We start from the raw sequence: 23,272 nt of genomic DNA on the forward strand, positions 1-23,272 counted from the left end.
TGTCGCTCCTTCTTGTGGACACGAGTCCACGGCGGCGTCGCTCCTAGCCTGCGCCGGATCCAGGGACCACGCCAGCCTGAGCTGCTGCCACCCAGACTCCTAGCCCACGCGGTAGCCCAGGTCGGCCGCGTGAAAGTGCGCGCGGCGCACGCGGCTCAGGTTCACGCGGCCCACCAGGGCGCCGGTGGCGTCGCGCACCAGGTACTGAAAGCCCAGGTCGGCCGCTGCCTCGCGCTGGGCCTGGGCGATGGCGGCTTGCACGCCCCCAGGTTCGTAGTAGGCCGCGGGCCGGGCGTTGATGTGCGACTCGAAGTACGCGCGGTTGGCCAGTTCGAAGGCCAGCAGCGCGTCGGCGTCGGCCGGCGTGGGCGGGTCCAGGCGCAGCCGGGGCGCGGTCATGCGCGCGGGCCCGGCGGGATGGCGTAGGTGCCCACGGCGTGCGCCACGGGCTCGTCCAGGCCCTCGGAGTACAGCGTCACCTCCCCCACCGCCAAGCGCTGGCCCACCTTCATCAGGCGGCACACGCCCACCACGCGGCGGTCGGCCGCGGGCTTGCGCAGGAAGTGGATGCTCAGGTCCGTGGTCACCGCCAGGGGCACGAGGCCGATGGCGCCCAGCACCGCCACGTACAGCGCCACGTCGGCCACGGCCATCAGCACGGGGCCCGACACCGTGCCCCCCGGCCGCAGCTCGGCCGGGCCCACGGCGTGCGCCACGGTGGCGCCGCCAGGCTCGACCGACAGCACCGTGCAGCGGGTTTGCGGGAACTCCGCGGCCAAGAAGGCCGCGATCGCGTCGCGGTCGGGCAGGGCCGTCACGGCGTGGGGCTCAGCCGGCCTTCTTGGGGCGGTGCAGCGCGCACAGCTTGTGGCCGTCGGGGTCGCGCACGTAGGCCAGGTGCAGCACGCCGGCCACGCTTTCGCGCGGGCCCGGGGGCTGCTCGATGGACGTGCCGCCGTGGGCCACCGCCACGTCGTGGAAGCGCTGCACCTGCTCGGGGCTGTCGCACAAGAAGCCCAGCGTGCCGCCGTTGGCCACCGTGGCCGGCTCGCCGTTGATGGGCTGGCACACGCCAAAGCTGGCGCCGCCGTGGCGCCAGAACGCGCGCCAGTGGCCGGTGCCGGCCTGGCTGCGCGCGCCCGGGGCGGCGCCCAGCACGCCGAGCACGGCGTCGTAGAAGGCGATGGCGCGGTCCAAGTCGGCGGTGCCGACCATCACGTGGCTGAACATGGGTGGGGTCTCCTGAAGGGGGGAAGGGATGGATGGGCCGACCGCGTCAGGCCAGGGGCCTGGCGGCGCGGCGCTGCCGAGAGTGGACCTCAAACGCGCCGGGCTTGCCGGTCAGCGCTCGGCATCCAGCACGAAGACCATGCCGAAGGCGCCGACGGACACCGTGCGTCCGTTCACCGTCGTGTACGAGGCCACCCCCAGCGGGTGGTAAGTGGACGTGAAGGCCGCCAGCGCGCCCAGCCCCAGGGCGCCCGCCAAAGGGCTGCGCTCCGCCACCGCGGCCTTGATCTTGTCGCGGTGCTGCTCGGGGGAGGGGTTGAGCAGGAAGGCGGCGGCGGTGAGGGCGGCGCCGGTGGCGGCGGCGATGAGGGTCGTTTTGGTCATGGGAATGCAGCTCGCAAAGTCAGGAAGGATGGCGCCCGACGCCGAAGTCAACAGCCAAAGCAACGCTGGTCGGGAACATCAAGGACATGAAACCGGTGCAAGTGCAAGTCATGACTGGCCCTCTCGCAAGCCGAACGTCTTCGCGAACTCTGGATCCACCCAGACCGACTGGACTTGGCCTGGCTGCAAGACCACCGGCTCGGGCTCAGACAGCCCTGCACTGAACGCAGCAAGGGACTCGGCGAGAAGAGTGGCTGCGTTGGTGTCGTGGTCCCAAAAGGCAACGCCGCCTGACCGCAGCACCACGAAGAAGTTGCCGCAACCATCTTCTGCCAAAACTTCGCCTTGCAAGCCTTCCGGTCGCGAGCCCTGAAAGGCACGGATGACGCCGTATTCATCGCCCTCTTGGCTCCGGAATACCTTTCCTTCCATTTCAATTGCAAACATGTGGGCTGCCTTAAGGCGTTGACGGTCTTATCAGGAAATTCCAGGGCTGTGTTCTAGGACTGCGTTTGGGCAAGAATATTTTTCAAAACCCGATCTGGATCCAAGTCGAAACCAGTAGCCGACGCGCCACTCCAATTCACACCAACCAACAATCCATCCTTGGCGAGACCGGGAGCCCACCGCTCCAAAAACTCACGCAGTTCTAGCTCATAAGGAACAAATCCAAAGTATGCAGGAACCGTGGCAATGATCTTTTCTGCGCGACTTTTGGTGGACCAAAAAGGTTGCGCCCTCTTCCCATCGCTGTTCATTGGCGCAGGAAAACCCTCTTTGTCTCGGATGGTCCAAAGCCTGCCATTGCGAGCCACCTCTTGGTAAAAAACCGCGGCGTGTGCTGATGAAATAGACAATCAAACTCCTGACAGAAGCGACGCAACGAGAGCGCTGACTTACCAAGCTGCGCCGGATTTTCCTGTGGCTCAACGCTCAACAGGCGGGAAATCTTCGTGGCATCTTGGCAAGTAACCCCAAATGCGCACGATATCTTTCTGGACCTCGTATTCAAATCCGATGCGTTGAATCATGGAGATGATTTCATCTGAATGGTCCGTGATCTTCGGTGGCATCAATCGCCCCATCTGAGTGCGCTCATGAAGACCAATATCAAACCACTGCACACATGTAAAGGGAAATGGCAAGTGGTAGAACCATTCAACGTCCCAGTCGGAAACATGGCCTGTGACTGATTTTGAACGGTAGGACGGCCGCCAGCCGGACATGCCGCGCACAAACGAAATGAGCTCATTCCATTTGGTGAAGTTGGCTGCGCCAACCAACCCACGTAAAGCCGCCTTCTCCCGAAAGTCATCTGCGATGTTCCGGGGATTGGCATCTGCCATTGGAAGCGAAATCATTGGCAAGCCTTACGAATCAACTGAAACCCATTTTCCAATCCATCAGAACGAAAGGGAGCGAGGTTGAATGTCATGCTCGATACGGTTCTAATTTTTGATGAAAGGGGCAGCAATAAGCCACTGCGGGTCTTGTTGAATCTCGTAAGCGAAGCCTCTCACCAAGCCCTCTTTGTTCACTTGCGACTGAAGGTATTGGTGAACAACATCAGGGTCATCAAAGTACACAAACACATGGAGAAAGGTGTCACCAAACAAATGACCCAAATAATGCGCGACTGTGAGGCTCTTGATGCCTTCAACCAATTCGTCTTCTAGTTTGTTTGCAACTGCAATCTCTTCACCCTTTGGCAAGCCGTTCGCATACAAAGCAGCTTCGTTGAGTGTGATACTTAGCCTCAAACACCAAGAAAACTTCTTCTTGTAGGCGTAGTTTTTGTAGGCCGCGTTGAATGAACCAATGACAGGTTTTCCGTCAATTTTCCCCTCAAGCACCATGAATTTTTCTACAGGGAATATTTCTTGAGGCTTGGCAGCATTTGCCATGGAGCCGAAAATCAAAGAAATTAGTGAGGCAAACATAACTCCATTCAACAGACTCATGGACACCTTCTCGCGATGCGCCTCAAGCGCAACTAGTAGTTAACAAGTTGAAGGGGAGCAGGCGCTGCCGAGAATCACCAATGCGCACGCCCTATATCAAAGCCGCTGTCGGCATTTCCAGTGATTGATTTATGAGCCACATCCCTGCCTAGCGCTAGACGGGCCACTTGGACACCGGTTCGGTGCGAGCGGGGGAGCCCTTGGCAACGCTCTCGTTCACGCTGCTTAGAAGCGTCTGCACCAAGACCGGGGGACCCGACAGACTCAGGCCAACGTAGGTCTCGGCCCTGAGGCGAAGCTGCCCCTCGGGCAAGGTGACGCGATAGGTGACGATCTCTTGGGAGCCGCCAACGCCCCAATCCGGACGGCCCATTTGGCCGCCAGCGGCCCGCACGGCAGCACGAACGCGGGCCAGCAGAGCGTCGTCATGTTCGTCGCCCAGACGCACTTCGGTGGCGCCGGGTGGATCGGCATCCAGACCCGAAGGGGCGCGACGTCGGAACAGGGCTGAGAGCGAGCGCATGAGCCCGATTCTGGGTGGAACGCGGCACACGCCGCTGCAATCGCGCCCAGTGGCTCGCTCAGCCGCCCCTCACCCCTGCGCCCGCGCCCGCCCCTGCGCCGACGCCAAGGGCCCCACCGCCGGCACCAGCGCCCCCGCCGCCCCCAGCCCGAAAGCGGGCATGTTGACGTACACGTTCTCGTAGCGGCCGGGGCCAACAAGGTAGGTTTCGTGCCAGATGCCGACGCTGCCGTCCGTGCCCACGGCGCGGTTGAAGGCGGCCCAGGCGGGCAGGTGCTGGGCGTCTTTGGCCTTGGCGTAGGCCAGCAGCTGGTCCAGCGAGCGCCAGTACTGCAGCATCAGCGTGGTGCGGCCGAAGTAGCTCTCGCCGTGCAGGAAGCCGAGTTCGGGCTTTTGCGCCAGCTCGCGCAGCATGCGGGGCATGGCGGCGATGACGGGGCCCCAGCGGTCCACGCGCCAGGGGCGGTTGAAGCGCATGCCGATGAGGAAGACGACGAAGTCGCCGTCCAGGCGGGCGGTCATGCGGGCGGGGTGGATCGCGCTCATGCGGCCTCCGCGGCCACGGGGGTGGCCTGGGGGCCTTCGGGGCGCCAGGTGCGCAAGGTGGCGATGAGGGCCTCGTCCAGCGGGGTGTGGGGCAGGGCCTCGCCCAAGCGTTGGCGCAAGCGGGTGCCGTCGAGCTGGTGGGGCACGTCCCACAGGTAGCGCATGGTCAGCAGCTCGCGCAGCAGGGGCACGAAGGGCGCGGCCAGCTGCCAGGACCACCAGGCCATGGGCTTGGCGTGCACGTGCTCGATCCACCCCAGGCGCATGGCGGCGCGGGCCAGGCCTTCGAGCAGCTCGCGCCCGGTGAGGGTGTGGCCTTCAAAGTGCAGGCGTTCGTGGGCGTCGGCACCGCGGCGCTCGGCCAGGGCGACGAAGGCCTGGGCCAGGTCGGGCAGGTAGGCCCAGGCGTGGGACACGCCGTCCATGGGGCCGGGGTAGACGAGGCGGCCTTGGGGCAGCTTCTTGGCGATGAGCAGGTCCAGCCAGGTGCCGATGTTGGGGCCTTGGCCGGGGCCGAAGAAGTCGCCGGCGCGCAGCACGGCGCTGCGCAGGCGGCCGGCGGCGGCGCGCTCGGCCAGCTCGTGCTCCAGCTGCGCGCGCAGCTCGCCTTTGCGGGTGCTGGGGGCCTCGGGGGTGGTTTCGGTGAGCCGGGGCGGCATGCCGGCGCCGTAGGCGTACACATTGCCGGGCAGCAAGAAGGTGGCGCCCAGGCGCTCGGCCACGTCCATGCCCTGGCGGGCCAGGGGCAGCATCTCGGCGTCCCAGCGGGTGTAGAGCGGGTTCACGGCGTAGACCACGGCGCGCGCGCCTTGCGCGGCCTGGGCCAGGGCGGCGGTGTCGGCCAGCGGCAGGGTCAGGGCCAGGGGGCCGAGGCCGTCGGCGCGGCGGGCCTGGGCCAGCACGCGCCAGCCCGAGCTGGCAAAGGCCTGGACGGCGGCGCGGCCCAAGCGGCCTTGGGCGCCGAGGACGAGGACGGTGGGCAGGGGCATGGTGGGCTTTCCGGGGCTTGTGAACGGAGAACGAAGGGGCGAACCGAGGGTCGGTGGGGTTCACTGTGCCCAGCGCGCGTTCATTCCACAATCGGCCATCCCTGCAACCCAGCCATGCGTTTTGGTATGAGCCCACTGCCCCGCTTCGATTGGTCCCTGGTGCCCAGCTTCCTGGCGGTGCTGGACGCCGGCAGCCTGATGGGCGCGGCCCGCGCGCTGAACGCGCAGCAGCCCACGCTGTCGCGCCACATCGCGGCGCTGGAGGCCCAGCTGGGGGTGGCCCTGTTCGAGCGCACGGGGCGCGGCGTGCAGCCCACGGCGGCGGCGCGCGCGCTGGCCGACGCCGCCCGCCACATGGCCGAGGGCGCCGACCGGATGAACCAGCAGCTGCTGCGCCGCGCCAGCAGCATGCAGGGCACGGTGCGCGTCAGCGCCAGCCAGGTGCCGGCCGTGACCCTGCTGCCGCCGCTCTTGGCCGAGCTGCACCGGCAAGAGCCGGGTCTGCAGGTGGAGCTGGTGGCCACCAACGCCGTGAGCAACCTGCTGCGGCGCGAGGCCGACATCGCCCTGCGCATGCTGCGGCCCGTGCAAAGCGGGCTGGTGGCGCGCAAGCTGGGCGAGGTGGCGGTGGTGGCCTGCGCCCACGAGAGCTACCTGGCGCGCCGCGGCACGCCCCGCGCGGTGGCCGACTTGGCCGGCCACACCCTGGTGGGCATGGACCGCGACCCGGGCATCTTGCAAGGCTTTGCCGCCGCGGGCATGCCGCTGACGCGCGAGCACTTCGCGCTGCGCACCGACGACCAAACGGCCTACGCCGCGCTGGTGATGGCGGGCGCGGGCATCGGCTTCATGGCGCGCTACTTGGTGGACAGCACGCCGGGCCTGGTGGCCCTGCTGCCCGAGCTGCCCACGCCGCGCCTGCCGGCGTGGCTGGTGGTGCACCGAGAAATTCGCGGCAGCCCGGCGGTGCGGCGGGTGTTCGACTTTTTGGCCGAGGCCCTGCCGCCCTTGCTGGCCTGAGCGCCGGGGCGCCCGAACTCAGTCGATGCGAACGCGCTTTTGCCCGGCTGGCGCGCGGCGCTTGGGCAGGGTGAGCGTGAGCACACCGTGCTCGTACTTGGCCGAGGCCTCGCTGTCGTCGATGTCCACGGGCAGCTGGATGCTGCGGGCCACGGTGCCGTAGTAGCGCTCGCTGCGCACCACGCGCTCGGCCCGGCCCTCGCCCTCGCGCTGGGCGTCGAGCTGCTTGACCTCGGCGCGCAGGGTCACCAAACCGCCATCGATGTCGACGTGGATGTCGTCCTTGGCCACGCCCGGCAGCTCGGCCAGCACGGTGTAGGCCTTGTCGGACTCTTTGACGTCCAGGCGGATGCGCTCGGGCAGCGCGTCGCCGTGCAGAGGGCGCACAAAGAAGCCGGGCGAGGCGTCGCGGAACAGGTCGTCGAAGAGGTTGGCTCGGATGGGGAAGCGGTTCATGGGGGGAACTCCCGTGGAAGGCATGGAAGAAGACGGCCCCGATCGGCCCGCAGGCCGCGTTGGGGCACCCACTCAGCGACGCTCCGGATCGCGCTGCAGGGAGGAACTTAGGGGCGCCCCGGCGGACTTTCAACACCCCCGTGCGGGCGGCTTGATCGACGTCAAACGTGCCAGGCGCCGCACAAAAGCGCACCTGACCTTTTGCCAGGGGCCCACCTTTCGCTAAGCTGTTACCAACCCTCACGCATTTGGGGTGCGCCCGCCACGCGGCCGTGCCCGCTTCACCCATGACCGACGACCTCCTTTGGATCTTGGCCGCCGTGGCCGTGCTGGCGGTGGCCGTGTTTGGCCTGCGCCAATGGCAAGCCAAGCAACGGCGCGACGCCGAGGCGATGGCCGAGATCCAGGCCAGCCTCGAACCCACCTCCGAAGAGGCCGCGGCCGAGTCCGCCCCGGGCGAGGCGGTGGTCGACGCCACCCCTGACGCCGCCAGCGCCGACGGCGCGGCCCCCACGCCCGCAGCGACCGAGCACGCCGACACCGAGTGGGTGCCGCCCGAGGCCGCCCCCACGCCGCTGCCCGACGACCCCGAGGCCCAGGCCGAGGCCGAGCGCTACGCCGCCTTGGTGCAGGCCCTGGCCGACGACGACGCGGCCACCGTGGCCGCCGTGAAGGCCGAGGCCGAGCAGGCCGAAGCCGCCCGTGCCGCCGAAGCGGCGCGCTTGGAGGCCGAGAGCCTGGCCGTGGAGCAAGCGGCGCTCGCCGCCGAGGCCGAGCGCGAAGAAGCGCAGCGCCTGGCCGCGGAGGCAGAAGCCGCTGCCGCGGCGGAAGCGGCCGCTGAGGCCGAGCGGCTGGAGGCCGAACGTTTGGCCGCCGAGGCCGCCGCCGAAGCCGCCCGGCAGGCCGAGGCAGAGGCCCGCGCCGCGGCCGAGGCGGCCGCCCGCGAAGCCGCTGCGCGTGCCGAGGCCGAGCGGCTTGAAGCCGAACGCCTGACGGCCGAGGCCGCCGCCCAAGCCGAGGCCGCACGCCTGGCCGAAGAAGCAGCCGCCCGTGAAGCCGCAGCCCGTGCCGAGGCCGAGCGCGTGGCGGCGGAAGCAGCGGCGCAGGCCGAGGCCGAACGCCAGGCCGCAGCGGCGGCGGCTGCCGCTGCGGCTGCCGCCAGCGCGGCGGCCGTGCCCACCCGCCCCTTGGCCCCTGGCGAAACCATCGTGATGGTGGTCGACGACTCGAAGATCGTGCGCGTCAAGACCAGCCGCGCCCTGGCCCCGCAGGGCTACCAGGTGGTGCTGGCCGAAAGCGGCGAAGAGGCCGTGGAGAAGATGGCCGCCCAGCTGCCGCACGTGATCATCACGGACGTGGAAATGCCCGGCATGGACGGCTTCGAGCTGACGCGCCTGGTGCGCAACGACCCGCGCACGGCGACGCTGCCCGTCATCATGATCACCGGCGCCGACGACCGCCAAGAGGCCGCGGCCGCCGCCGGCGTGACCGAGCTTTTGGGCAAGCCTTACTCCGAAGAGAAGCTGATCGCCAGCATCGAGCAGGCCCGCTTGGCCGTGCAGGTGGCGGTGGGCTGAACCGCGGCGGCCGCCAGGGGCCGCCGAGGGCAGCGCCCTAGGGGTCATTCCGGGCCTGTCGCGGGCCAGGGCTTGGGGATGATGCGCGCCCTCATTCACCCCAATTTCAGAAAGCCCTTTCCCCATGGCCCTGGTCATCAAGAAGTGGTCCGCCAGCCGCACCCCCGACGCCAACGGCAACTACGTGCACCTGGTCGGCCGCGAAGCCGGCTTGTTCGCTTGGCTGCTGTCCTTGCTGGGCATCGACCCGACCACCGAGATCGAGATCAAGGACAAGCTGATCGTCTTCACGCAGGGCTCGCTGTCGGGCAAGCAAAAGCGCGTGATCCCGATGCAGTCGGTGTGCTCGGCCTACTACGGCTACATCAAGCCCTGGCAGGCCGCGGTGGTGCTGGGCATCGTGCTGATGCCGATCTTCTTCCTCGGCCTGCTGGTCGGCCCGCTGTACTACTTCCTGAACAAGGAACTGACGGTTGGCGTGGTCGAGAACTCCGGCTGGTCGGGCGGCTTCGCCTTCAAGCGCTCGGTCATCGAGGGCCAGAACATCGACGAGGCGCAGGCCTACGAGGTGATCGACATCGTGCGCAGCCTGATCGAGGCCAAAACGGCCTGATCCGGGCCAGCCGCTCGTCAACCAGGGCGCCCACAGGCGCCCTTTTTCATGCGCGCTCAGCCCTTGGCCAGCGGCAGGCTCACGGTGACCACCAGGCCCTGCGGCGCGTGGCCGGCCACGGCCACCCGGCCGCCGTGGCGCTCGGCGATCTCTTTGACGATGGCCAGGCCCAGGCCGCAGCCGCCGCCCTCGTGCGTGGCGCGCACGAAGCGCTCGAGCACCTTGTCGTGCCAGTGCGCGGGCAGGCCCGGGCCGGTGTCGGTGACGCTGAGCTGCACCTCGTTGGCCAGCACCAGCACGCGCACCGTCACCTCGGCGCCGCGGCCGGCGTAGTGCAGGGCGTTGTCGATCAGGTTGGCCAGGGCCTCGCGCAGCAGCGTGGGGTGGCCGCGCACCGGGGCCACGGGGCTGCTGCTGTCGTCCAGGCCCAGGTCCAGCCCAGCGGCCAGGGCGCGGGGCACCCACTCGGCGGTCAACTCGCGGGCGAGCTTGGCCAGGTCCAGGGCTTGGAAGGTCTGCGCGCCGCCGGCCTCGGGCTCGGCGCGGGCCAGGCTCAGCAGCTGGGCCACCAAGTGCGCGCTGCGCGTGGCGCCCTCCACCACGCGGCGCAAGCGTTCGCGTTGGGCGGGGTCGTCGGCGTCGGCCAGCGCGATCTCGGCCTGGCCCTTCAAGCCGGCCAGGGGCGTGCGCAGCTGGTGGGCGGCGTCGGCGATGAAGCGGCGCTGGCCCTGCACGGTGCGCTGCACGGCGTCCAGCAGCTGGTTGATGGCCATGGCCAGCGAGCGCAGCTCGGTGGGCGCCACGTCGAGCTGGATGGCGCGCAGGTCGTCGGGGGCGCGGCCCTCCACGGCCTTGCGCAGGCGGTGGATGGGCGCCAGGCCGGCGCGCACGCCGGCCCAGACGATGAGGCTCATGATGACCATGAGCACCGACAGGGGCAGCACGGTGTCGATGAGCAGGCGCTGCGTCAGCTCTTGGCGGTTGGCGCTGCTGCGCGCCACCTGCACGCGCATGGTGGTCGGCGGGCCCTCGGGCTCGCCCACCTGCAGGGTGAGCGAGGCCACGCGCAGGTCTTGTGGGGCCTGGCCTTCCTCGCCGGGCAGCTGGCCGTCGTACACCAGGGGCTGGCCCAGGGTTTCGTTCACGCGGGCGCGCTGCGGGGGCTCGGGCAGGTTGCGGTTGCCCAGGATGAACTGGCCGGGCGGCGAGCTGACGGTGTAGAGCAGCTTGTCGTTGGGGTCGGCCTCGAGCACGTCTTGCGCGGCGCGGGGCAGGTCGATCACCAGGCCGTGGCCCAGGGGCTTGATCTGGCGCGACAGGGCGCGCGTGGCCTGCAGCAGGCTGGCGTCCACGGCCTCGGTGGCGTAGCGCTCGGCCAGCTTGTAGGTGAACAGCGCGCCCGCGGCCCACAGCACCAGCTGCGGCAGCAGCAGCCACAGCAGCAGCTGGCGCTGCAGCGAGGCGGGCTGCGCCGGGCTCATGGCGCGGCTTGCGCTTCCAGCAGGTAGCCCAGGCCGCGCACGGTGCGCACGGCCACGCCGGCGCCTTCGAGCTTCTTGCGCAGGCGGTGGATGTAGACCTCGATGGCGTTGCTCTGCGGCTCGCCGCCGTCTTGGCCCCAGGTCTGCAGGATTTGCTCTTTGGTGACGACGCGGTCGCGCTGCGCCATCAAGAGCTCCAGCAGCAGCCACTCGCGCGGGCTGAGCTCCAGGGGCTGCTCGTCGACCAGGGCGCGGCGGCTGTCGGCGTCGAGCGTGAGCTGGCCCAGGCTTTGCCCGCGCGGGGCGCTGGGGCTCAGGCGCGCGCGGCGCAGCAGGGCGTTGAGCCGGGCTTCGAGCTCGGGGAAGTCGAAGGGCTTGGTCAGGTAGTCGTCGGCGCCGGCGTTGAGGCCGGCCACGCGGTCTTCGAGGCCGTCGCGCGCGGTGAGCAGCAGCACCGGCAGGGCCGGCTGGGTGACGCGCACGCGCTGCAGCACGGTCAGGCCGTCGACCATGGGCAGGCCGATGTCGAGCACGGCGGCGTCGAAGGCCTGGCGGCCCAGCAGGAACTCGGCCACGGCGCCGTTGGGCGCGTGCTCCACGGTGAAGCCCGCGCGGCGCATCTGCGCGCACAGCGCATCGGCCAGCAGGGCGTCGTCTTCGGCCAGCATCAGGTTCATGAACAAACTTTAATGAACCTGATCACGGCCGGACAGGCTCACTTTCCCGGAGGGCGGGAGATGCTGACCTCGCCAAACGTGACGAACAGGCGCACCGTGCCCGAGTAGCCGCGGTACACGCCTTTCGCGTCCCCCAGGCGGCTGGCCACGGCGGCAAAGGCCCAGGCCTCTTCTTCGCCACAGCGCACCACCCGGGTGTTGAACTTGGGAAGACGCTCGCGCTCGCCCCACTGGCGGGCCAACTCGGCGTGCTGGCGCAAGGCCGGCGGCACGGCAGCGTGGTCCCAGCCCCATTGGAAGCTGGCCGTTTCGGTGTCGTAGGTGCCCACCACTTGCAGCGGCGCTTCGGCGCGGCGGCCGTCGGCGAACTCGAAGCTCAGCACGCCACGCGACAGGTCGGCCGACCAGCGCTTGGCCTTGCCCAAGCCCCATTGGGCTGCATGGGCCTCGGCCTGCTGTTGCATGGTGGCCAGCGAGGCCTGGATGAAGGCCTCGGGCGACTCGGCGTGCGCCGGGGTGGGCAGGGCCCAGGTCAACAGGGCACACAGCAACAGCGAAGCAAGGCGCGTCATGGCGGGGCAGGCAGGCAAAGGCAAAGCCGGAGTGTCCCCCGCCCGGCCCGCGGCCCCCACAATCGCCGCCCATGAAACGCCGCCACTGCCTGGCCGCCGCGCTGGCCGCCCCCGCCCTGCTCCGCGTTCCCGCCCACGCGCAGGCGCGGCCCCGCACGGTGGGCGACCGCCTGCAACTGCTGCCGCCCTTGGCCATGCCCGGGCTGAACCGCGAGCGCACGCTGCGCGTGTACCTGCCGCCCAGCTACGCCAGCCAGCCCGGCCAGCGCTACCCCGTCATCTACTTCCACGACGGGCAGAACCTGTTCGACGAGGCCACCAGCTACGCCGGCGAGTGGGGCGTGGACGAAACCTTGGACGCCTTGGCCGCGCAGACCGGCTTCGAGGCCATCGCCGTGGGCATCGACAACGGCGCCGAGCGCCGCATGCAAGAGCTCAACCCCTGGGACCACCCGCGCTTCGGCCTGGGCGAGGGCGAGGCCTACCTCGCGTTCGTGGCCGAGACCGTGAAGCCCCTGATCGACCGCCAGTTCCGCACCCAGCCCGGCCGCGCCCACACCGGCCTGGCCGGCAGCAGCATGGGCGGGCTGATCACGATGGCCGGGCTGTGCCTGTACCGCGGCACCTTCGGGCGCGGGCTGGTGATGTCGCCCTCGCTGTGGATCGCGCCCCAGGCCTTCGATCTGGTGGAGAAGCAACCCTTGCCGGCCGACACCCGCGTCTACGTCTACGCCGGCGGCCGCGAGGACCGCGACATGGTGGCCAACGCCGAGCGCCTGCACCGGCTCATCGCCAAGCCCGCCGTGGCGACCCTGCGCGTCAACGAGGCCGGCCAGCACAACGAGCCCACCTGGCGTGCCGAGCTGCCGGCGGCGCTGCGCTTCGCCTTCGACCTGCCCGCCTGAGCCCACCCCCCGATTCGACCCCGCTGACCCGACCGTGCTGACCCTGACCGACCTTGGCCTGCGCTTTGGCGGGCTGACCGTGCTGCAAGGCCTGAACCTGCGCCTGCGCGCCGGCGAGCGCGTGGCGCTGCTGGGCCCCTCGGGCTGCGGCAAGAGCAGCGTGCTGCGCGTGCTGGCCGGCCTGCAAGCGCCCAGCGAAGGCCGACTGGCCTTCGACGCCGGCTACGCGCCGCGCTGGGGCAGCGTGTTCCAGCAGGCCACGCTGATGCCCTGGGCCCGCACCGTGGACAACGTCGCCCTGCCCCTGCGCCTGCAAGGCCTGGGGGCCGGCGCCGCGCGCGAACGCGCCGCCGCGCAGATGGCCCGCGTGGGCCTGGGGGGCTTCGAGCGGGCCTACGCGCACGAGCTGAGCGGGGGCATGCAGATGCGCGCCGCGCTGGCGCGCGCGCTGGTCACCGAGCCCGAGGCCCTGCTGCTGGACGAGCCCTTCGGCGCGCTGGACGAGATCACCCGCGAGCGCCTGGGCCAGGAGCTGCTGGCCCGCTGCGCCGAACAGCCCAGCCTGGCCGTGCTGCTGGTCACGCACAGCGTGTTCGAGGCCGTGAGCCTGGCCGACCGCATCGTGGTGATGTCGCCCCGCCCGGGCCGCGTGCGCGCCGAGATCGACGTGGCCTCGGCCCGCAGCGCCGAGGGCTGGGCGCAAAGCGACGCCTACTTCGCGCTGGTGCGCCAAGCGCAGGAGGCGCTGGCCGCCGGCATGCAGACCGCGCAGGGGGCCGCCGCATGAAGCGCTGGGGTTCGCACGCCCTGCAACACCTGCCCGCGGCCCTGCTGCTGCTGGCCCTGTTCGGCGCCTGGGAAGCCGCGGTGCGCGGCGGCGCCGTGCCGCCCTACCTGCTGCCCGCGCCCAGCACCATCGCCAGCACCTTGGTGGACGACTTCGGCAGCTTCGCCGGGGCCTGGGCCTTCACGCTGAAGGTCACGCTCAGCGCCCTGGCCCTGGCCTGCGCCAGCGGCATCGTGGGGGCGGCGCTGTTCGCGCTGTCGCCCGCGCTGGAGCGCGCCGTGATGCCCCTGGCCATCGGCCTGCAGGTCACGCCCTTGGTGGCCATCGCGCCCATCATCCTCATCTACGTGAACGAGCCCAGCACCGCCCTGCTGCTGTGCGCCTGGGTGGTGGCCTTCTTCCCCATCCTGAGCAACACCCTGGCCGGCTTGCGCGCCACCGACGCCGGCTTGAACGCGCTGTTCCAGCTCTACGGCGCCACGCGCTGGCAGCGCCTGCGCTTCTTGCTGGTGCCGGGCTGCGTGCCCTACTTCCTGGCGGGCCTGCGCATCGGCGCCGGCCTGGCGCTGATCGGCGCCGTGGTGGCCGAGTTCGCCGCCGGGGCCGCCGGCAGCCAAACCGGCCTGGCCAGCCGCATGCTGGAGGCCTCGTTCCGCACCGACATGCCGCGCATGTTTGCCTGCCTGGCGCTGGTGGTACTCACCGGCCTGGGGCTGTACGGTGCCGTCGCCGCGCTGGAGCGCGCGTGGGTGGGGACCTGGCGGGGGCGCTGAAGCGCCACCTGGCTGCACGTAAGCTCGCGCCCCGATGTACACCCGCTTCTTCGGGCTGAAGCGAGAGCCCTTCTCGATCGCCCCCGACCCCCGCTACCTGTTCATGAGCGAGCGCCACCGCGAGGCGCTGGCGCACCTGCTCTATGGCGTGCGCGGCGGCGGTGGCGTGGTGCTGCTGACGGGCCAGATCGGCGCCGGCAAAACCACGGTGTGCCGCGCCTTCTTCGAGCAGCTGCCGGCGCACGTGCACGTGGCCTACGTGGTGAACCCGAAGCTGTCGGCGCTGGAGCTGCTGCAGACGGTGTGCGACGAGTTCCACGTGAGCTACCGCCCCGAACCGACCGAGAGGCACGAGCGCCCGCGCAGCGTCAAAGACTTCATCGACCCGCTCAACGCCTTCTTGCTGCAGGCCCATGCCGCGGGCGAGAACTGCCTGTTGGTCATCGACGAGGCGCAGCAGCTGTCCAGCAAGGTGCTGGAGCAGCTGCGCCTGCTGACCAACCTCGAAACCAACGAGCGCAAGCTGCTGCAGATCGTGCTCATCGGCCAGCCCGAGCTGCGCACCCTGCTGGCCCAGCCCGAGCTGGAGCAGCTGGCGCAGCGGGTCATCGCCCGCTACCACCTGGAGGCGCTGGACGAGGCCGACACCACCCGCTACGTGCGCCACCGCCTGGGCGTGGCCGGTTTGGCCGGTGCCTTGCCTTTCGACGCTGGCGCGCTGCGCGCGCTGCACAAGCTCTCGGGCGGCATCCCGCGCCGCATCAACCTGCTGGCCGACCGCGCCTTGCTGGGCGCCTACAGCGGCGACGCGCCGCGCGTGAGCGCCGCCACCGTGCGCCGCGCCGCGGCCGAGGTGATGGGCGAAGAGGCCCTGCCCAAGCGCAAGGCCTGGCGCGGCTGGGCCGGCGGGGCCGCGGGCGTGGCGCTGCTGGCCGGCGCCGCCTGGGCCTGGCAGGCCGCCCCGTGGCGCGCAGCGCCGGCCCCAACGCCCAAGCCGGCACCGGCCCTGCCCGCCGCCAGCGCGGCCGCGCCTCGCGCGGCTTCAGCGCCACCAGCCGCCGCATCGGCACCGGCCCCCAGCGCCTCGGCGCCCGCGGTGGCCTACGCGCCCTTCGCGAACGAAGAGGCCGCCTGGCGCGCCCTGGCGCCGGCCTGGGGCTGGACGCCCAGCGCCGAGCGCCCCGTGTGCGAGCAAGCCGGCGATCACCAAACCCGCTGCTGGCGCCAGCGCCTGAGCCTGGCCGACCTGCGTCGACTCGACCGCCCGGGTCTGCTGACCCTGCAAGCCGCCGACGCCCCGCCCAGCGCGGCGCTGCTGGTGGCCTTGCGCCCCGACGCCGCCGTGCTGCGCGGCGCCCAGGGCGAGTGGGTGCTGCCGCTGTCCGAGCTGGCCGCGCAGTGGCGCGGCGACTTCGCCACCCTGTGGCGCACGCCCGAGGGCTACCGCGGCCGCCTGGGCGAGCAAGCCCCCGCGCCGCAGGCCCAGTGGCTGACGCGCCAACTCGCCCTCGCGCAAATCGGCCAGCCCCTGCCGGCCGCAGCCAGCCTGCGCCAGCGCATCGCCGCCTTCCAAGCCGCCGAGGGCCTGCCCGCCGACGGCATGGCCGGCCCGCGCACCCTCATGCACCTGAACCGCGCCACCGGGGTCGACGAACCCCGCCTGAGCGCTGTCAACCTCCACGAGCGCCGCTGAATGTCCTACATCCTCGACGCCCTGCGCCGCGCCGAAGCCGAGCGCGAACAAGAGAAGGCCAGCGTGCCCGGCGTGCACAGCGCGGTGCTGAGCGACTTGCCGCTGCCGCCCGCCGCCGCCCGCGCCGCCGGCCGTGCGCCGCTGTGGTGGGGCTTGGGGCTGATCGTTCTCGCGGGCGTGGGGGCCGGCGCGTGGTGGCTGGGCCGTTCGGCCCCGCCCGCCGCGATGCCGCCCGCACCGGCGCCGGCGGCCCTTGCGCAAGGGGCGGCGCCGCCCCCCTCGCCCGGCCCCGTCGCGACCGCGGCCCCGCTTCTTGCGCCAGCAACAGCGCCAGCGCCGGCGGTGCGCCCGCCCGCGCCCGCTCCAGCGCCGGCCCCGACCGCCAAGCCACCGAGCCCCGCGCCCACGGTCCCCACGGCGGCAGCGCCCGCAGCACCGGTCACGCCAGCGCCCGCCGCCGCGATGCCCACCTACCGCGAGCTGCCCGAGGCCACGCGCCGCCAGCTCTCGCCCCTGACCGTGGGCGGCGCCATGCACTCGCCCGACCCGGCCAGCCGCATGCTGATCCTGAACGGCCAGGTCGTCCGCCAGGGCGACACCGTCGCCCCCGGCCTGGTGCTGGAGGAGATCCAGCCGCGCGCGGCGGTGCTGGTGTTCCAGGGGCAGCGGTTCACGCTGCCGTATTGAAACCGCCCCACCCTTGAGGCGCCGCTTGATCCCACGCCTTGTCCATCGCTGGCCCGTCCTCGTGCTGGCCGTTTGCTGCGTGGGCGCCGCCACCGCCAAGCCGGACGTTCGGCTGCAGTTGCTGGACAGCCGCATGCTGCCGATCGCACCGGCACCGAGGGTTGACGGACGCACAACGACCACCCAGCTTGAACCCTTCACCCGCGCCCCCATCCGGGTGTGCGACGACCGCCGCGTGACGCGACCGGGTTGTGTGCGCTTGAGCGACGAGGTCTGGATGGCCCAGGCCATCGAATGGCGGGGCGTCCACGCCCAGGATGCAGCGGCTGCCTCCTTGGCCGCCGTCGTCCAATGGAGCGACCGGGGCTGCACGGTGTGGCTGGCCGGCGAGCAGGGCGCGGCCCTGGCGCGCTGCGACAACTTGCAGTTGTTGGAGGGCACCTGGCGGCGCGTGGGCCCTCCCGCTTGGTCGTCTTCCGCGCTGCGCGAAACCGCGGCGGCATCGGTGAACCGGGTGACGCCCCTGCTGCAAAAGTGTGGGCGTGTGGCCGCGTCCCAGGACGTGACGCCCGATCGCGACGCCGAAGAAGGCCACCGCTGGGCGCGCGAAGCGATCAACGTGGCCTACGCGGGCAACCGCAGCGAGTTCCGTGCCTTCCAGCGCCTGGACGTGCATTACCCCAAGACCGACCAAACGGTGCGCTTGCTGATCCTGCAGGTGGACGGCGAACCGCCCCAAGGGCCTTGGTTGCACCTTCGCCAGGCGGGTCCCGTCCCGGCCGGCGCGGCATCGCCTTGCGTGCGTTGAACCGGCGTTAGCGCGCGCCCACCCAGGTCAATCGCACCCGCCCACCCGGCGCCCGCTGCACCGCGAACACCGCCGCCGCTTTCGCGATCGGCTGCGCCTCGGGCACCGGGCTGAAGTCGCCGCGGCTGCGGCGGTGCAGCTGCACGTGCACCACGCGCCCGGCCTTCACGAAGGCCAGGGTCATCTCGCCGTCGTCCTGGCTTTCCACCTGCACCGAGCGGGCGCAGCCGGCGTCGTCCAGCTTCAGCGCGGCGCAGACCGTGGTGCGCGAGGCGTAGGGCTCGAAGAGGTGCATCGCGTCCCAGTCGAAGGCGGTCAACTCGGCGATGCGCACGCGGCGGGTGTCGGGGTCGTCCACCGCCCGGCCCAGGGCGCGGCTGACGTCGTGCGAGGCGGGCGTGCACGCCACCGCCGTCATCGCCAAGGCCAGGGCCAAGCAGTTAGCCCGGCGCGCGCTCATGGGATGCCGAGCACCTTGTGCGTTTGCACGCTCAGGCGCCATTGCGGGTGGGCCAGGCAGTGGGCGATGGCGGCCTGGGTGTGCTGCTTTTGCAGCAGGCCGTCCATGGGCTGCAGGTAAAAGTGCTGAAAGTCGAGGTGCTCGAAGCGCTCGGGTCGGGCCAAGGGCTGGGGGAAGACGAGCTTGAGCTCGTGGCCCGCCGTCAGCACCACGGGCGCGTCGGCCTTGGGGCTGACGCAGATCCAGTCCAGGCCCTGGGGCGCGGGCTGGGTGCCGTTGGTTTCCACCGCGACCTCGAAGCCTTGGGCGTGCAGCGCGTCGATGGCGGCTTCGTCCAGCTGCAGCAGGGGCTCGCCCCCGGTGCACACGACGTAGGGCTTGCCTTGCGTCAGGTCGGGCCAGCGGGCGGCCACGTGGGCGGCCAGGTCTTGCGCGGTGGTGAACTTGCCGCCGCCCTCGCCGTCGGTGCCGACGAAGTCGGTGTCGCAGAAGTTGCAGACCGCCGTGGCGCGGTCTTGCTCACGGCCGCTCCACAGGTTGCAGCCGGCAAAGCGCAAGAACACCGCGGGCCGGCCGGCCTGCGCGCCCTCGCCTTGCAGCGTGTAGAAGCATTCTTTGACGGCGTAGGTCATGGGGAAGTCCTCCGCGCTTCGCGCTGCGGAATTCGCGCTTGGGAGCGGCCCGACGCGCTCATACCGGAATCAACTCGTTCGTGTCGCCCAGCGTCGCAATCGCCCCGCTGCCGCGGGTTTCGAACAGGTCGACGCGGTCGGTGGCGGGCAGCACCTCGCGGGCGGCCTGCAGCACGTGGGTGGCCAGGGTGGCGCAGTCGCCGTCGCTCAGCGCGGGGTCCTGGTGCAGGGGGTGGTGGTCCAGGCGCTTGAACACCGGGTTGAACAGGGCCTTGACGTCGCCGTAGTCCACGGCCCAGCCCAGCACCGCGTCCAGCGGGGCCTGCAGGTGCAGGCGCAGGGTGAAGGTGTGGCCGTGCACGCCGGCCAGCGGGTGCCCTTGGGGCGCGCGGCGCAGCTGCACGGCGGAGTCCATGCTGAACTCTTTCCAGATGCGGTAGTTCGCGCCGTCGAAGTTGGCGCCGCTGCTGCCGGTTTCGAACACGGTGACCCAGCTCAAGGCCGGCAGCTGGGGCTTGAGCTGCGCCCAGATCCAGGACGACAGGCGCTCGCTGGTGGGGTTGTCCAGGCCCGGCAGCTCGTTCAGGCAGCGGTAGTTGAGCTGGAAGTGCAGCGGCGCCCAGAGATCGTCGAGGTGGTCGTAGTCGATGGCAAGGTCGTCGTTGGCGCCCAGGGTTTGGTTGGCGTGCACGATGACCTCGAAGCCGTGGCCGTGCAGGCGCCCGCACTGGTGGCCGGGCGGCACGTTGGGCAGCCAGTGCGCGCTCTGGAAGCGGTAGCGCCGCCACACGTGGGCGTGGCCGGCGGTGTCCAGGTCCACGCCGCTGTGGGGGGTGCTGGCCACGCTGACCTGGCCGAGGCCGGGCACGTCGCCGAGCTGCGCGCGCAACCAGCGGGCCAGGTTCTCGTCGGTGGGGTTGGGCAGGTGATCGTTGAGCAGGCCGTGGTCCAGCGGGGCCACGGCGGCTTCCAGGCGCTCGCGCAGGGTGGCCACCTCGGCACCGGGGAAGGGCGCCCAGCCCGAGGGCAGGGCCCCGCGCACGCGGGCGAAGTAGCTGTGGCCGTGCAGGCGGCGGCTGCGGTGCCCTTCCGGCAGGGCGGGGATGTGGCAGGCGGCTTCGAAGCCGGCGCCGGCGCTGTGGAGGAGGCTGGGGTTCACCCCCGTGATTGTCGGGCGCCAAGCGCGCCGCCGCCGGGGAGAATCGCGCCCACATTTTTGGCGTGGGGCGATTCGGTGCGGCGAGCGGTTTGGGCAGGGATTGGGGCATGGGTCTGGGGCGCGTGGTGCGCCGCCTGGGCCGCGCCGTCGGCCGCGCTGCCGCCGCAACCCCTGGCCGAACCGCGCTTCGAAAGCCTGAGCGACGCCGGCTCCATCCCCGACGGCGTGGTCTCCTCGGTGGCGCTCGACCCGAACGGTATGGTCTGGGTGGGCACGAGCGTGGGCCTGCTGCGCTACGACGGGCACCACTTCGTGCCGGTCTCGATGGCCGGCCTGGGCCGCACCGGCGTGGGCACCACCTTCGTGCGCACCTTGATGGCGGCGCGCGACGGCCGCATTTGGGTGGGCACCGACGGCCGCCTGCTGGGCGCCTACGACCCGCGCACCGAGCAGTGGCAGGTCTACCGCCACGACCCCAAGCAGCCCGACAGCCTGGGCGGCGTGGTGCGCACCCTGGCCGAAGACGCGCAGGGCCGCATTTGGGTGGGCAGCAACGGCGGCGGCCTGCAGGTGCTGGCGCCCGGCAGCGACCGCTTCCAGCGTTACGGCGCCGCCGAGGGCCTGCCCGACCCGCGCGTGCAGCAGATCACCATCGGCCCCGACGGGACGGTGTGGGTGGGCACCTGGAACGGCCTGGTGCGCCTGCTGCCCGGTGCCCAGCGCCTGACGCCCCTGCCGCTGCACGACGACACCGAGTTGCGCCTGGCCGGCCAGGTGGTGCACGCCATCACCCTGCTGCCCGACGCCAGCCTGTGGCTGGGCACGCAAGACGGGGAGCTGTGGCGCGTGGCCCTGGCCGAAGGCGTGGCCACGCAGCTGGACCGCCGGCCCGGCACCCTGGGCGCGGTGCAAACCATCACCGCGGTGAACGCCCGCGAGCTGTGGGTGGGCCGCGGCGCCGGCATCGAGCTGCGCGACCCGGCCAACGGCCTGCTGCTGCGCAGCCTGCGCCCGCGCGCCAGCAAGCCCTGGAGCCTGGCCGGTGCCGACATCCGCGCCATCTTGCGCGACCCGGCCGACCTGCTCTGGGTGGCCGGCTACGGCACCGGCCTGCAGCGCGTGAACAACCTGGACCAGGCGCTGTGGGTGCGCCGCGCGGACGAGGACCCGCGCAGCGCGATGGCCGAGCCCGACGTGCGCAGCCTGCTGGCGCTGCAAGACGGCACGGTCTGGGCGGGCACGAACGACCGCGGCATCGCCATCCTGGACAGCGCGCTGCGCACCGTGGGCGGCATCGCCGGCGGGCAGCAGGGCCTCGAACCCGGCCGCGTGACGGCGCTGGCGCAGGGCCCCAACGGCCACCTGTGGGTGGGCGTCGAATCCAAGGTCTACGAGTTCGCCCACGCCAAGGCACAGGCCGTGCCCCATGAAGTGGGCCGCGGCCGCCTGCGCCGCCTGATGGTCGACCGCGAGGGCGTGGTCTGGGCCGGCACGCAAGACGGCCTGTACCGCCGCGCGGCGGCGGGCGGGCGCTTCGAGCGCGTGGCCCACCACGACGGCCGCGCGCTGGTGGGCGGCGTCAACGCCATCGAGCAGGCGCCCGACGGCAAGCTCTGGGTCGGCGCCGAAGCCGGCCTGTTCCCCATCGCCGCCGGCGGCAAGGCCCTGGCGCCCATCGCCTACGCGCCGCAGGGCGGGCTGGCCAGCCCCAACGTGGTCGGGCTCTTGATCGGCCGCGACGGCACCCTGTGGGTGGACACCACCGCCGGCCTGCACCGCATGAGCGCCTGGGACGGCCGGCAGGCCACCATGGCTTATTTGGGCGAGCAGCCGGGCGTGGGCACCGAGGCCTTCGGCGCCAACCTGCTGGAAGACGCCCGCGGCAAGCTGTGGACGCACCGCGGCGTCTACGACCCGGTGCAGCAGCGCGCGCGCCAACTGGGCGTGGCCGACGGCGTGGACATCGGCTCCGCTTGGTTCCGCGCCTACGCCAAGGCCAGCGACGGACGCTTGCTCTTCGGCGGCAGCCGCGGCGTGCTGGTGGTGCAGCCGCAGGCCTTCGAGCTGACGCGCTTCATGCCGCAGGTGGTGCCCACGGTGCTGCGCATCGGCTCGCGAGAGGTGCCGCTGGCGCGCCTGCAACCCACGCTGGTGCTCGCACCCGACGAGCGCAGCTTCAGCCTGGAGTTCGCCGCCATGGACCTGAGCGACCCGGCGCGCAACCGCTACCGCTTCCGCCTGAAAGGCGTGGACGCCGATTGGATCGAGTCGCGCACGCGCCAACGCCTGGCCACCTACGGCGGCCTGGCGCCCGGCCGCTACACCCTGGAGGTGCAGGGCAGCAACCGCCACGGCGAGTGGAGCCCCAAGCTGCTGAGCGTGCAGGTGCAGGTGCAGCCCGCCTGGTGGCAAACCTGGTGGGGCCGCGGCCTGGTGCTGCTGGGCCTGCTGGGCCTGGGCTGGGCCGGCGCGCACTGGCGCACGCGCCTGCTGCGCAAGCGCCAAAGCGAGCTGCAAGAGCAGGTGTCCATCGCCACGCACGCGCTGGAGGCCAAGTCCAAGGCGCTGGAGCAGTCGGCGCTGACCGACCCGCTGACCGGCATGCACAACCGCCGCTTCGTGCTGCAGCGCCTGGACGACGACCAGCGCCTGGCGCGCCGCCACCTGGAAGAAGCGCTTCGCCTGGGCCACCCGCCGCCCACCGACGCCGATCTGTCCTTCGTGATGATCGACCTCGACCACTTCAAGCGCATCAACGACGAGCTGGGCCACGCCGCCGGCGACGCCGTGCTGGTGCAGATGCGCCCGCGGCTGCAGAAGGTGTTCCGCGACTCCGACTACCTGGTGCGCTGGGGCGGCGAGGAGTTCTTGGTGGTGGCCCGCGGCACCTCGCGCGAGGGCCTGGCCGACCTGGCCGAGCGCGCCCGCTGCGCGGTGGCCGACGAGCCCTTCATCATCCCGGACGGCGAACCGCTGCGCGTGACCTGCTCCATCGGCTTCGCCTGCTACCCACTGGACCCGGCCGAGCCGCGCGGTGCGCCCTGGTCGGCCGTGCTGGCCGTGGCCGACGCGGCGCTCTACGCCGCCAAGCGCGAAGGCCGAAACCGCTGGGTGGGCGTGGTGCAAGGACGGGGAACGCCCTTTGCCATCGCTCAGTCGCTCAGCGGCGAGCTGGAGTGCGAGGCCCGCGTCGTGCGGGGGGCGCCCGGCCCCTGAGCCACCGTCCTGACTGCGTGCAGAATCGGCCGCAGCACGGAGGCAGGAGGTTGGTTTGCGGGCGATGCGGGCAACGCGCTGGAGGCTGGGCGGGGTGGGGGCACTCGGCCTCGTGCTTGGCCT

The 23,272-nt window shown here is 71.3% G+C and carries 28 protein-coding genes; 10 read left to right on the forward strand and 18 right to left on the reverse strand.

Going from position 1 to position 23,272, the window contains the following annotated elements; all coding sequences use genetic code 11:
- Positions 1-99 precede the first annotated feature (99 nt).
- The 11 genes from EOD73_RS12910 to EOD73_RS12960 all read right to left on the reverse strand — a co-directional run bounded on the left by EOD73_RS12910 (position 100) and on the right by EOD73_RS12960 (position 5,633).
- On the reverse strand, positions 100-399 hold the full coding sequence (locus EOD73_RS12910; RefSeq protein WP_127683416.1) for a GNAT family N-acetyltransferase: 300 nt from the start codon (positions 397-399) through the stop codon (positions 100-102).
- Positions 396-818: a PaaI family thioesterase gene (locus tag EOD73_RS12915; protein WP_310733059.1), complete on the reverse strand. Its 423-nt coding sequence runs from the start codon at positions 816-818 to the stop codon at positions 396-398. Before EOD73_RS12915 ends, EOD73_RS12910 begins: the two co-directional genes overlap by 4 nt.
- Positions 819-828: 10 nt before the next feature.
- The gene (locus EOD73_RS12920; RefSeq protein ID WP_127683417.1) at positions 829-1,230 is read right to left on the reverse strand and encodes a VOC family protein; all 402 of its coding nucleotides are present in this window, start codon (positions 1,228-1,230) and stop codon (positions 829-831) included.
- A 111-nt stretch (positions 1,231-1,341) separates the two neighbouring features.
- Positions 1,342-1,614: a hypothetical protein gene (locus tag EOD73_RS12925; protein WP_127683418.1), complete on the reverse strand. Its 273-nt coding sequence runs from the start codon at positions 1,612-1,614 to the stop codon at positions 1,342-1,344.
- Between the two features lie 108 nt (positions 1,615-1,722).
- Positions 1,723-2,061, reverse strand: a complete 339-nt coding sequence (locus tag EOD73_RS12930; RefSeq protein ID WP_127683419.1) for an SMI1/KNR4 family protein — start codon at positions 2,059-2,061, stop codon at positions 1,723-1,725.
- Between the two features lie 53 nt (positions 2,062-2,114).
- On the reverse strand, positions 2,115-2,471 hold the full coding sequence (locus EOD73_RS12935; RefSeq protein WP_127683420.1) for a DUF2750 domain-containing protein: 357 nt from the start codon (positions 2,469-2,471) through the stop codon (positions 2,115-2,117).
- Between the two features lie 69 nt (positions 2,472-2,540).
- Positions 2,541-2,975, reverse strand: coding sequence for a DUF6678 family protein (locus EOD73_RS12940; RefSeq protein WP_164846073.1), 435 nt, complete (start codon positions 2,973-2,975; stop codon positions 2,541-2,543).
- Between the two features lie 87 nt (positions 2,976-3,062).
- Positions 3,063-3,575, reverse strand: coding sequence for a DUF695 domain-containing protein (locus tag EOD73_RS12945; RefSeq protein WP_127683421.1), 513 nt, complete (start codon positions 3,573-3,575; stop codon positions 3,063-3,065).
- Between the two features lie 154 nt (positions 3,576-3,729).
- Entirely contained in the window at positions 3,730-4,098 is a 369-nt protein-coding gene (locus tag EOD73_RS12950) for a hypothetical protein (protein ID WP_127683422.1), read from the reverse strand.
- A 69-nt stretch (positions 4,099-4,167) separates the two neighbouring features.
- Positions 4,168-4,644: a DUF4188 domain-containing protein gene (locus EOD73_RS12955; RefSeq protein WP_127683423.1), complete on the reverse strand. Its 477-nt coding sequence runs from the start codon at positions 4,642-4,644 to the stop codon at positions 4,168-4,170.
- On the reverse strand, positions 4,641-5,633 hold the full coding sequence (locus tag EOD73_RS12960) for an NAD-dependent epimerase/dehydratase family protein (RefSeq protein ID WP_127683424.1): 993 nt from the start codon (positions 5,631-5,633) through the stop codon (positions 4,641-4,643). Before EOD73_RS12960 ends, EOD73_RS12955 begins: the two co-directional genes overlap by 4 nt.
- A 126-nt stretch (positions 5,634-5,759) precedes the next feature.
- Between EOD73_RS12960 and EOD73_RS12965 the strand changes: the two genes are divergently transcribed.
- The gene (locus EOD73_RS12965; RefSeq protein WP_127683425.1) at positions 5,760-6,653 is read left to right on the forward strand and encodes a LysR family transcriptional regulator; all 894 of its coding nucleotides are present in this window, start codon (positions 5,760-5,762) and stop codon (positions 6,651-6,653) included.
- Positions 6,654-6,671: 18 nt separating this feature from the next.
- On the opposite strand, the gene EOD73_RS12970 is transcribed toward EOD73_RS12965, so the two are convergent.
- Entirely contained in the window at positions 6,672-7,109 is a 438-nt protein-coding gene (locus tag EOD73_RS12970) for an Hsp20/alpha crystallin family protein (protein WP_127683426.1), read from the reverse strand.
- Positions 7,110-7,396: 287 nt separating this feature from the next.
- Between EOD73_RS12970 and EOD73_RS12975 the strand changes: the two genes are divergently transcribed.
- Positions 7,397-8,686, forward strand: a complete 1,290-nt coding sequence (locus tag EOD73_RS12975) for a response regulator (RefSeq protein ID WP_127683427.1) — start codon at positions 7,397-7,399, stop codon at positions 8,684-8,686.
- A gap of 124 nt (positions 8,687-8,810) precedes the next feature.
- A complete protein-coding gene (locus EOD73_RS12980; RefSeq protein WP_127683428.1) occupies positions 8,811-9,299 on the forward strand; it encodes a hypothetical protein in 489 nt (162 codons plus the stop codon).
- Positions 9,300-9,355: 56 nt separating this feature from the next.
- On the opposite strand, the gene EOD73_RS12985 is transcribed toward EOD73_RS12980, so the two are convergent.
- The 3 genes from EOD73_RS12985 to EOD73_RS12995 are packed head-to-tail and all read right to left on the reverse strand — an operon-like array spanning position 9,356 to position 12,029.
- On the reverse strand, positions 9,356-10,780 hold the full coding sequence (locus tag EOD73_RS12985) for a sensor histidine kinase (RefSeq protein WP_127683429.1): 1,425 nt from the start codon (positions 10,778-10,780) through the stop codon (positions 9,356-9,358).
- A complete protein-coding gene (locus tag EOD73_RS12990; RefSeq protein WP_127683430.1) occupies positions 10,777-11,457 on the reverse strand; it encodes a response regulator transcription factor in 681 nt (226 codons plus the stop codon). The genes EOD73_RS12985 and EOD73_RS12990 overlap by 4 nt, the downstream gene beginning before the upstream one ends.
- A gap of 38 nt (positions 11,458-11,495) precedes the next feature.
- Positions 11,496-12,029 (reverse strand): DUF6882 domain-containing protein, encoded by a 534-nt coding sequence (locus tag EOD73_RS12995; RefSeq protein WP_127683431.1) that lies wholly within the window; start codon positions 12,027-12,029, stop codon positions 11,496-11,498.
- Between the two features lie 71 nt (positions 12,030-12,100).
- Between EOD73_RS12995 and EOD73_RS13000 the strand changes: the two genes are divergently transcribed.
- From EOD73_RS13000 to EOD73_RS13025, 6 genes are read left to right on the forward strand one after another with little or no spacing between them, the layout of a single operon-like run.
- A complete protein-coding gene (locus EOD73_RS13000) occupies positions 12,101-12,934 on the forward strand; it encodes an alpha/beta hydrolase (protein ID WP_127683432.1) in 834 nt (277 codons plus the stop codon).
- Positions 12,935-12,968: 34 nt separating this feature from the next.
- Positions 12,969-13,721 (forward strand): ABC transporter ATP-binding protein, encoded by a 753-nt coding sequence (locus EOD73_RS13005; protein WP_127683433.1) that lies wholly within the window; start codon positions 12,969-12,971, stop codon positions 13,719-13,721.
- Entirely contained in the window at positions 13,718-14,494 is a 777-nt protein-coding gene (locus tag EOD73_RS13010) for an ABC transporter permease (protein ID WP_127683434.1), read from the forward strand. Before EOD73_RS13005 ends, EOD73_RS13010 begins: the two co-directional genes overlap by 4 nt.
- A 34-nt stretch (positions 14,495-14,528) precedes the next feature.
- Complete coding sequence (locus tag EOD73_RS13015; RefSeq protein WP_127683435.1) at positions 14,529-16,187, forward strand: ExeA family protein; 1,659 nt, start codon at positions 14,529-14,531, stop codon at positions 16,185-16,187.
- The gene (locus tag EOD73_RS13020; RefSeq protein ID WP_127683436.1) at positions 16,188-16,874 is read left to right on the forward strand and encodes a general secretion pathway protein GspB; all 687 of its coding nucleotides are present in this window, start codon (positions 16,188-16,190) and stop codon (positions 16,872-16,874) included.
- A gap of 25 nt (positions 16,875-16,899) precedes the next feature.
- A complete protein-coding gene (locus tag EOD73_RS13025; protein ID WP_127683437.1) occupies positions 16,900-17,682 on the forward strand; it encodes a hypothetical protein in 783 nt (260 codons plus the stop codon).
- Between the two features lie 7 nt (positions 17,683-17,689).
- Here EOD73_RS13025 and EOD73_RS13030 read toward each other — a convergent pair whose 3' ends face one another.
- From EOD73_RS13030 to EOD73_RS13040, 3 genes are read right to left on the reverse strand one after another with little or no spacing between them, the layout of a single operon-like run.
- Positions 17,690-18,142: a hypothetical protein gene (locus EOD73_RS13030; RefSeq protein WP_127683438.1), complete on the reverse strand. Its 453-nt coding sequence runs from the start codon at positions 18,140-18,142 to the stop codon at positions 17,690-17,692.
- Positions 18,139-18,774, reverse strand: a complete 636-nt coding sequence (gene queE / locus EOD73_RS13035) for a 7-carboxy-7-deazaguanine synthase (protein WP_127683439.1) — start codon at positions 18,772-18,774, stop codon at positions 18,139-18,141. The genes EOD73_RS13030 and queE overlap by 4 nt, the downstream gene beginning before the upstream one ends.
- Positions 18,775-18,832: 58 nt before the next feature.
- On the reverse strand, positions 18,833-19,933 hold the full coding sequence (locus EOD73_RS13040) for a 6-carboxytetrahydropterin synthase (RefSeq protein ID WP_127683440.1): 1,101 nt from the start codon (positions 19,931-19,933) through the stop codon (positions 18,833-18,835).
- 75 nt (positions 19,934-20,008) lie between these two features.
- Here EOD73_RS13040 and EOD73_RS13045 point away from each other — a divergent pair, with 75 nt between their 5' ends.
- On the forward strand, positions 20,009-23,149 hold the full coding sequence (locus EOD73_RS13045; protein ID WP_127683441.1) for a ligand-binding sensor domain-containing diguanylate cyclase: 3,141 nt from the start codon (positions 20,009-20,011) through the stop codon (positions 23,147-23,149).
- Positions 23,150-23,272 lie beyond the last annotated feature (123 nt).

It is taken from the genome of Inhella crocodyli (assembly GCF_004004565.1).
Classification (GTDB): Bacteria; Pseudomonadota; Gammaproteobacteria; order Burkholderiales; family Burkholderiaceae_C; genus Inhella; species Inhella crocodyli.